General features: G+C 69.3%; 7 protein-coding genes. 4 read left to right on the top strand and 3 right to left on the bottom strand.

The window, feature by feature from the left end; genetic code table 11:
- Positions 1–1,444, top strand: a 1,444-nt coding sequence (locus FMQ63_RS03845) for an RIO1 family regulatory kinase/ATPase (protein ID WP_141276551.1), incomplete at its 5' end; no start/stop codon positions are given.
- A 133-nt stretch (positions 1,445–1,577) separates the two neighbouring features.
- On the opposite strand, the gene FMQ63_RS03840 is transcribed toward FMQ63_RS03845, so the two are convergent.
- Entirely contained in the window at positions 1,578–2,591 is a 1,014-nt protein-coding gene (locus tag FMQ63_RS03840; RefSeq protein WP_011552389.1) for an NAD(P)-dependent alcohol dehydrogenase, read from the bottom strand.
- Positions 2,592–2,644: 53 nt separating this feature from the next.
- Here FMQ63_RS03840 and FMQ63_RS03835 point away from each other — a divergent pair, with 53 nt between their 5' ends.
- Complete coding sequence (locus tag FMQ63_RS03835) at positions 2,645–3,649, top strand: cytochrome c family protein (protein WP_225909902.1); 1,005 nt, start codon at positions 2,645–2,647, stop codon at positions 3,647–3,649.
- Complete coding sequence (locus FMQ63_RS03830; protein WP_011552387.1) at positions 3,646–5,172, top strand: hypothetical protein; 1,527 nt, start codon at positions 3,646–3,648, stop codon at positions 5,170–5,172. Before FMQ63_RS03835 ends, FMQ63_RS03830 begins: the two co-directional genes overlap by 4 nt.
- 78 nt (positions 5,173–5,250) lie before the next feature.
- Here FMQ63_RS03830 and FMQ63_RS03825 read toward each other — a convergent pair whose 3' ends face one another.
- Together FMQ63_RS03825 and FMQ63_RS03820 are read right to left on the bottom strand one after the other, a co-directional pair.
- Positions 5,251–5,877, bottom strand: a complete 627-nt coding sequence (locus FMQ63_RS03825) for a hypothetical protein (protein WP_011552386.1) — start codon at positions 5,875–5,877, stop codon at positions 5,251–5,253.
- Between the two features lie 71 nt (positions 5,878–5,948).
- Positions 5,949–6,527, bottom strand: coding sequence for a putative toxin-antitoxin system toxin component, PIN family (locus FMQ63_RS03820; protein ID WP_011552385.1), 579 nt, complete (start codon positions 6,525–6,527; stop codon positions 5,949–5,951).
- Here FMQ63_RS03820 and FMQ63_RS03815 point away from each other — a divergent pair.
- Positions 6,508–7,764, top strand: a complete 1,257-nt coding sequence (locus FMQ63_RS03815) for a DEAD/DEAH box helicase (protein ID WP_011552384.1) — start codon at positions 6,508–6,510, stop codon at positions 7,762–7,764. The two genes, FMQ63_RS03820 and FMQ63_RS03815, sit on opposite strands and share 20 nt — an antisense overlap.
- The last annotated feature ends 8 nt before the right edge of the window (positions 7,765–7,772 follow it).

Below are 7,772 nucleotides of genomic sequence, written 5' to 3'. Positions count from 1 at the left end.
AGATGGGTATAAGAGACAGGTGGAAGCCCCCCCCAGCACCCCCGAGGACGCGCACGCCCTCTACGTGGACCTGCGAGCGCAGGTCATCAACATGCTGTGCGCCGACCTCATCCACGGCGACCTGTCCCCGTACAACATCCTCATGAGCTATGCGGGGCCGGTCATCATCGACTTCCCGCAGACGGTGGCGGCTGCTCGCAACAACCGCGCGGAGTTCTATTTCCGGCGCGACCTGGACAACGTCCGCAACTTCCTCGCGAGCACCGCGCCCTGGCTGCACAGCATCGCGAGCGACACGAGCGAAATCTGGAATGCCTACGTGCGCCGGGAGCTCACCCAGGACTTCGTGCCGTCGGGCAATTTCCGGGAGGGGCCTCGCCATCACGGTCGCGGAGGTCCTCGGAACCAGGGGTTCCAGCCCCAGGGTGACGAGCGCAGAGGCGGGTTCCGTCCGCCGCCGCCCGCACCGGTCGAGCAAGCCGCCGCCCCCCAGCGCGACATGACGCCCGAAGAGGCCGCCGAGGCCGAGCTCCGGGAACTGGAGGCGCTGGTGCTCAGGCAGGGTGGCGGTGAGCGTGGCAAGCCCGCGGTGGCGGCACCTCCGCCTCGGGGCGGGCGCAACCGGGGTTTTGGAGGAGGTCGGCCTCCGCCGAGGGGTGGAGGCAACGGCGCACGGCCGCCCCAGAGTGGGCAGCGGACGGGCGGCGGTGCGCCTGGGCGCCCAAGCGAGCCGCGTGCGAGTGGTGGCGTCCAGGGCGGCCCGCGCGCGAATGAGCCTCGTGGCTCGCTTGGCGGTCCGCGCACGAATGAGCCTCGTGGCTCGAATGGCGGTCCGCGCACGAATGAGCCTCGTGGCTCGAATGGCGGTCCGCGCGCGAATGAGCCTCGTGCGAACAGCAGGTTCCAGAACGGCCCCCGCCAGAATGACGCGCGTGCGCACGGCAGAGGCATGGGCGGTTCCCAGCCGAATGAGCCACTCGCGAACAGCGCGCCCTCGAGCGGCCCCCGCCAGAACGAACAACGCAATGGCCGGCCTCCCCGCGCCAACCCGCGCGGTGGCAATCCAAGCGTGCCCGGCAATGAGCAGCGTGTGTTCGACAACGGCCGTCCACCACGGACCGAGCCTCGTGGCGACGCCTTCGCCTCACCGACGAACTCGAGGGGTCCTCGCGGTGGAGGGGCTCGCTCCGACCGGAACGACCGGCGCGGCAATGGCAGGCCCGAGCCTGTCGTCGAGACTCGGTCCATACCAGGCGCTCCCGCGCAGAACACCGTCCGGGAATCCCGTCCGGGCAATGGCGGCAACGAGGGTGGGCCTCGACAGCCGCGCCAGTCCCAGGGCCGCGGAGGTCCGCGTTCACCGCGGACTGGCGGGCCCCAGGTCTCCTACGTGGCCCGCCCGGCCTCATCGTCCGACCCAGGCTCGCACGAAGCGGGTTCCTGAGCCGTCATTCGGGGCTCCCGGAGCGAACTCCGGGGCCCGACTTCGATGACCTCGTGCATGGCACCGGCGGGACAATGCCGGTGCCCGGACGAAGCGGCGTCAGGGATGCGCGCGTCTGGCGATGGGGACTGCCTCACCCCACCCGGACGACCACCTTCCCGAAGTGCGCCCCTCTCTTGAGGTGCTCGAAAGCAGCGCGTGCCTCGGAGAACTCGAAGACGCGGTCCACCACCGGGCGAACGGTGTGCAACGCGAAGGCCCGGTTGAGCGCGTCGAAGCTCTGCCGGTGGCCCACGAAGATGCCCTGCACCCGCAGGTTCTGCATGAGGATGGGCGTCAGCGGCACCGTCCCCGCACCACCGCTGAGCACGCCAATCACAGACACCGTGCCGCCGGGCCGGACCGCGCGCAGCGACTTCTCGAAGGTCCCCGCCCCACCCACTTCCACCACGTGGTCCACGCCCACGCCTCCCGTCAGCGCGCGCGCCGCCTTGTCCCAGTCCGGCGTCGTCCCGTAGTTGATGCCTTCATGCGCGCCGAGCGTCCGGGCTCGCGCCAGCTTGGCGTCACTGCTGGAGGTGATGATGATTCGCGCGCCCAGCAGCCTGGCAATCTGCAACGCGAAGATGGACACGCCACCGGTGCCCTGAAGCAAGACGGTGTCCCCCGCCTTGAGTGCCCCATGGGTGACCAGCGCGCTCCACGCCGTCACGGCCGCGCACGGCAGCGTCGCAGCCTCTTCATCGGAGAGATAGGCGGGCGTAGGCACCGCGCCGTCCTCGTGCAACAGCACCGTGTCCGCGAGGGCACCGTCCAACGGTCCTCCCAGCGTGCTCACCTGCGCCGCCCGCGTGGGCTCTCCGGCGCTCCAGGCCTGGGAAAAGAGGCTCATCACCCGGTCACCAGGCTTCACCCGCGTCACACCCGGGCCTACCGCATCCACGACGCCCGCCGCGTCCGAGTTGGGAATGAGTGGCAGCTTCTGCCGGGGGTTGTAACGACCCTCCACCATCATCAAGTCACGGGAGTTGAGGCTCGTGGCCTTCACGCGCACCCGCACCTGCATGGGGCCTGGAGTCGGGTCCGGCCGCTCGACCTGCACCAGCTTGTCCAACCCAAACCCTGCTTGGATTTCATAGGCTCTCATAGGTGAGGCGTTGTATCGCGCCCCTCCCAATCACGCCTACAGTGCGGGCCACCGTGTCCGTGCTCGTCCTCTTCACCTGTTCGCTGCTGGCCACAGCCCCCACGTCGCGTTTTCCCAAAGGCACCGCGCGCATGGACGTGGGACCCGCGCCGCATGGCCTGCCGGACTGGAATGTCCAGCGCTGCGCGGAATGCCACGCCGTCCAGGTGGATTCCTGGCGACACAGCGGGCACGCCACGGCCCGCACGGATGACGTCTTCCAGGTCGCGTTGACCGAGGACCGGCCCGGCTGGTGTGTGCAATGTCACGCGCCGCTCGCCCGGAACCTGGAGCGGGGCCCGCTTCCCAAGGACAGTCCTCCCGAGGAGCACGGTGTCACCTGCGCCGGCTGCCATGCACCCACGGGGAACGAAGGACAGGCGCCTGGAATGCCCTGTGCGGGCTGTCACCAGTTCGGCTTCCCCGTGCTGACGAGCGCGGGCCAGCGGGTGCGGCTGTCCCCCACGCAGCTTCAACAGGACACGGTGGGAGAGTGGCGCCGCTGGCAGACCCAGAGCGGTGACACGCGCCATTGCACGTCCTGCCACATGCCCCAGGGAGACCACGGCTTCGGAGGCACGCGACGCACCGAGTCCCTCAAGGCCGCGCTCCGGGTCGTACAGGCGAGCGCATTTCTCCGCATCTCCACGCGCGAGGTGGGCCATGCCTTTCCCTCGGGTGACGTCATGCGCTGGGTGAGCGTGGAAGTCTCCGAGGGCCCCCTCTTCGAAACCTCCCGCACCGTGGCCACGTTCGGCCGCAGCCTGGAGGTCCGGGAGTGGCCCCACGAGCCCCTGCCCCACCTGGGCGCGGTGAAGGACACGCGCTTGCTGCCCGGAGAGACACGCCAGGTGCTGCTCCCCAAGGGGGCACGCTACGCGCGCGTCGTCTACCACCTCGTGTCCCGCGAGCAGGAAGACTCCGGGCTCTACCCGCCGGGCCTGTCCCAGCTCGTGCTCTGGGCCGAGCCCCTTCAACCTTTTCCGTCGTCACACACCCCGAAGGAACGCACGCCATGATTCTCCTGTCGCTCCTCCTCGCCGCGACGCCGCCTGTCATGCTCGAACCCAATGCGGGCTCGGCGAACCGGCTGCATCCCCGCCGTGTGACGGCCTCCTCCTTCCTGGAGAACGGCTGGAACAAGCACGCCCAGAATTATCTGCCGCTCTACATCGCGGATGACGACCCGGCCACCGCCTGGGTGGAAGGCGCCAAAGGCCGCGGCGAGGGCGAGGCCATTGAATGGTGGGGACCGGAGCTGTCGCGCGCGAAGACGTACCGCCTGTTCCTTCGCAATGGCTTCCAGAAGTCCGAAAAGCTCTTCCGCGCCAACGCTCGGCCTCGCAAGGTGAAGCTGGAGCCGCTGGTCCAGGGAGAGACGGGCCCCCAGACGACGGGCACCGCGCTGGAGATGGAGCTGAAGGACGTCCTCGGCTGGCAGGAAGTCCGCCTGCCCGTCCCGAACAAGGTCCACGGCGTGCGGCTCACGCTCGTCTCCACCTATCCCGGGACGTCCTACGACGACACCTGTCTCAGTGACTTCCGCGTGTACGTGGAGGGGGAAGACCCCTACAAGCCGGAGGCGGAGGCCGCGGCCTTCGAGCAGGTCCGCGCCTTCGCGCTCGAGCGAAAGCAGGCCGCCGCCCGCAGCGGTAGCGCCGCCAAGATGGAGTGGGCGCCCCGCTACGAGGTGGAGAAGCTGCTCACGCTGGAGCGCTCCTACGAGGAGGGTGAGCCTCCTCGGGGAAATACCTACGCCGTCGGACTGTTCTCCACGGTTCCGGTGAAGGACAGCTACAAGTCGGCGCTGGACCGCGCGAAGAAGGTGGCCGAGCTCTTCGACCGCGCGAGCCTCGACTACGAGGGCCAGGACTCCGAGGCGCGCGCGAAGTGGACACGCGTCAAGCCGGCGCAGCCCAAGGCCCAGACGACCTCGGCGCGCACGGCCCTGTCCGCAATGGAGAGCGACGGCATCGTGCGCATCGCGGGGCTGCTCCACCTGGGAGACGCGTCCTTCTTCGAGGCGGATGCCAGCCAGGCGCAGATGCTGGCGAGCATCGAGAAGCTGGACAAGAAGGAGGCCCAGCAGACCAAGGCCTGCATCAGCAAGTGCGAGAAGCGCCGCGCGGGGACCCGCGAGGACAGCTACGATTGCTCCTGCGCGGACGAGTGCATGGGCTGCGACGACCCCAACCTCCCCGCGTCGGAGAAGCTCAAGCACCAGGTCACTGGCGGCGACTTCCTCCTGGGCTCACTCGCCCGCCCCACGGCATTCCTGCGTGGCAAGTCCGAGCTCTCCGGGAGCCGTGAGTCCTGGTACGCCTTCCGTCAGACGCTCGTCACCTACGCGGGCGAGAAAGCAGATGTCGTGCTCACGAACGACCACACAGACATGATGATGGAGGGCACCGTCGCCCTGCGCATCCATGTCATCGACTGGGGCGAGTCGAACGGCAAGGCGAGCCCGACCACCATCACCAGCTTCCTCGTCTCCGAGACCCGGGTCCAGGTGCTGCGCTACCGCCCGGCGCCTCGGGCCTGAGCCGCTTCAGCGTATCGACGCACACGGCGGACCCGACAACCCTGTCCGGGTCTGCCGTGTGCGCTTCAGCCGCCGTGCTCAGGGCTGCTTCTGGAGCTGCACCGTCAGCGACGTCATGCCGCCAGAAGCACCGATCGTGACGGTGCCCGCGGCGAAGTGCTGCTCGGTGAAGCGCATGCCCAGGACATCAGTGATGGTGTCGTCGGACGCCAGGTCCTCGTCCCAGAGGCGGAAGGCCCACTGCTCCGCCATCAACTGGCTTGCTCGCGCCGTACACCCGGCCGTGGTCCACGCTGGCGTGTAGCTCTGCACCACGTCCGAGATGAACACGGACGTGCCTCCCGGACAGGCCATCTCGACGAACACGTCCGGCGGTGAGCTGTCGGCGTCCCACGCCGAGCCATTGTTGCTGGTGGCAATCTGGGCGGAGACGGGCTGGACGCGCCAGACTCCCTCCGGGTCCACGCCGCAGGTCTGGTCCGCCTTGCACACCTGCGCGGTGCCACACGCCCGACACGTGGCCCCTGCCTTGCCGCACGCGGAGGTCGACGTCCCCGTCTGACAGACATTGTTGAAGCAGCAGCCCGCGCAGTTCGAGGCATCACACTGCACCTTCTGCGGCGTGCCGTCAGGGTTGTCGTCATCGCCACCACAGCCAACGAAGGTGGACAGGGCCAGCGCCACGACCATCGCAATCCGGAACATGTTCTCTCGCTTGGGAATCGAGTGAATGTGCAGCTCGACGCGAAAGATGTTCCGGAGCGGGCGGCGTGTATCTACCCCCTGGGTGGTAGGCGGGCCACGGCCTGCCGAGGCGTGAGGATGGCGAAAGACAGGCCCGCACGGTCCGCCATGGAGAGCACCCGCTTGTCCTTGCTCACCAGCCACGCCGCTCCGGCTCGCGCGGCCAGGCTCAGGAACTTCTGGTCGTCCCGGTCCCGGCAGCGGGGCAATGACGGCGTGGGCACGGACTCGGCGGACGGCGCCATGTGGACCTGGGCCCGGTAGCGCTCGAACGCAGCGGTCCGATGGGGCGCCCCCAGGCCGGGTTGAAAGTTGCGCGAGGCCAGCACGTAGCCCAGCTCCGCCAGCGTGTCCGCGTCCGTCCAGGCCGTCAGCGTCCTCGCCGCCAGGGCCTCGGCCAGCGGGCGTGTGTAGGGGTCATCGAACACGAAGAGGTCCAGGACCACGTTGGTATCCAGGACCACCGGCAGCGGTGTGAAGGGCATCAGGTGTTCCAATCCGGCCATCATGCCCTCCTGGCGGGCGGGAATCACGGTGCCTGCCCCGTGAGGCCCTTTCCCACGAGGCCTCGCGACGTGGTACCCCCAAGCCGTGAGCGACACCTTCGACAATCTGGGCCTCTCGCGGGAGACGCTGGGCGCCCTGCGCCGCGCGCGTTTCACGCAGCCCACGCCCATCCAGCAGCAGGCCATCCCTCCAGCGCTCGCCGGGAGGGATGTCATCGGCTGCGCGGCCACCGGAACGGGCAAGACGGCCGCGTATGTCCTCCCCCTGGTGGAACGGCTCGCGGGGAAGAAGGGCACGCTCGCGCTGGTGCTGGCCCCCACGCGTGAGCTGGTCCAGCAAATCGCGGAGCCGGTGCGCTTCTTCGCGGAACCCCGCCGCCTCACGCACGCCACCGTCATTGGCGGTGAGGACATGGGCGCGCAGGTCAACGCCCTGAAGACGCTGCCTTCCTTCGTCATCGCCACGCCCGGGCGGCTGGTGGACCTGATGGAGAACACCGCCATCCGCTTCCCACACCTGGAAGCGCTCGTGCTGGATGAAGCGGACCGGATGCTCGACATGGGCTTCCTGCCGCAGCTCGAACGCATCGTCGCCCACCTGCCTCGCCGCCGGCAGACGCTGCTGTTCTCCGCGACGCTCGGGCCCGACGTCACCCGCTTCGCCAAGAGCCGGCTGTACAAGCCCGTGCGCCTGGAGGTCACCCGCAGCGGCACGCCCGCCGAGCGCGCCGAGCAACGGCTGTACTTCCTCCGTCCCGAGGAGAAGACGCCGCTGCTGCTCACCCTGCTGGCCCAGGACTCGGCGACGGCGCTGGTGTTCACCCGGGCGAAGGAGCGCGTGGACAAGGTCCAGCGGGCGCTCCAGCGCGCGGGACACCGGACCGCGGTGTTGCACGCGGACCGCACGCAGAACCAGCGCAAGCAGGCCATGGAGGGCTTCCGGAACGGCACCTACCGCTGCCTCGTGGCCACCGACATCGCGGCGCGTGGGCTCGACGTGGAGGACGTGGGCCACGTCATCAACTACGACCTGCCCCATGCAGCCGAGGACTACGTGCACCGCATCGGCCGCACGGCCCGAGCCGCCGCCAGCGGTGTCGCGTCGACCTTCGCCACCACGCGCGAGGGGCAGGTCATCACGCGCATCGAGCACCTGATGCGCTCGGAGATTCCCCGCGTCCAGGTGCCGCGCGAGGACCCCGTCTTCAAGGAGGCGTGGGAGGCCTTCCTCGCCGCGCAGAAGGACCCGGGTCCTCCGCAGAAGGACCACGGGCAGTCGAAGCGCGCGCCGGACCTGGCACCGGGACGGCACGCGCGCTCGCACGGAAAGCGCCGCTCGTAGGCGGGGGG

Source organism: Myxococcus sp. CA005, assembly GCF_006518205.1.
Lineage (GTDB): Bacteria > Myxococcota > Myxococcia > Myxococcales > Myxococcaceae > Myxococcus > Myxococcus xanthus.
This window is presented reverse-complemented; position numbering and strand designations above follow the sequence as displayed.

Coding starts and splice junctions, on each gene's coding strand:
- FMQ63_RS03840 (WP_011552389.1), bottom strand. CDS start 2,591: ATGAGAGCCTATGAAATCCAAGCAGGGTTTGGGTTGGACAAGCTGGTG.
- FMQ63_RS03830 (WP_011552387.1), top strand. CDS start 3,646: ATGATTCTCCTGTCGCTCCTCCTCGCCGCGACGCCGCCTGTCATGCTC.
- FMQ63_RS03825 (WP_011552386.1), bottom strand. CDS start 5,877: ATGTTCCGGATTGCGATGGTCGTGGCGCTGGCCCTGTCCACCTTCGTT.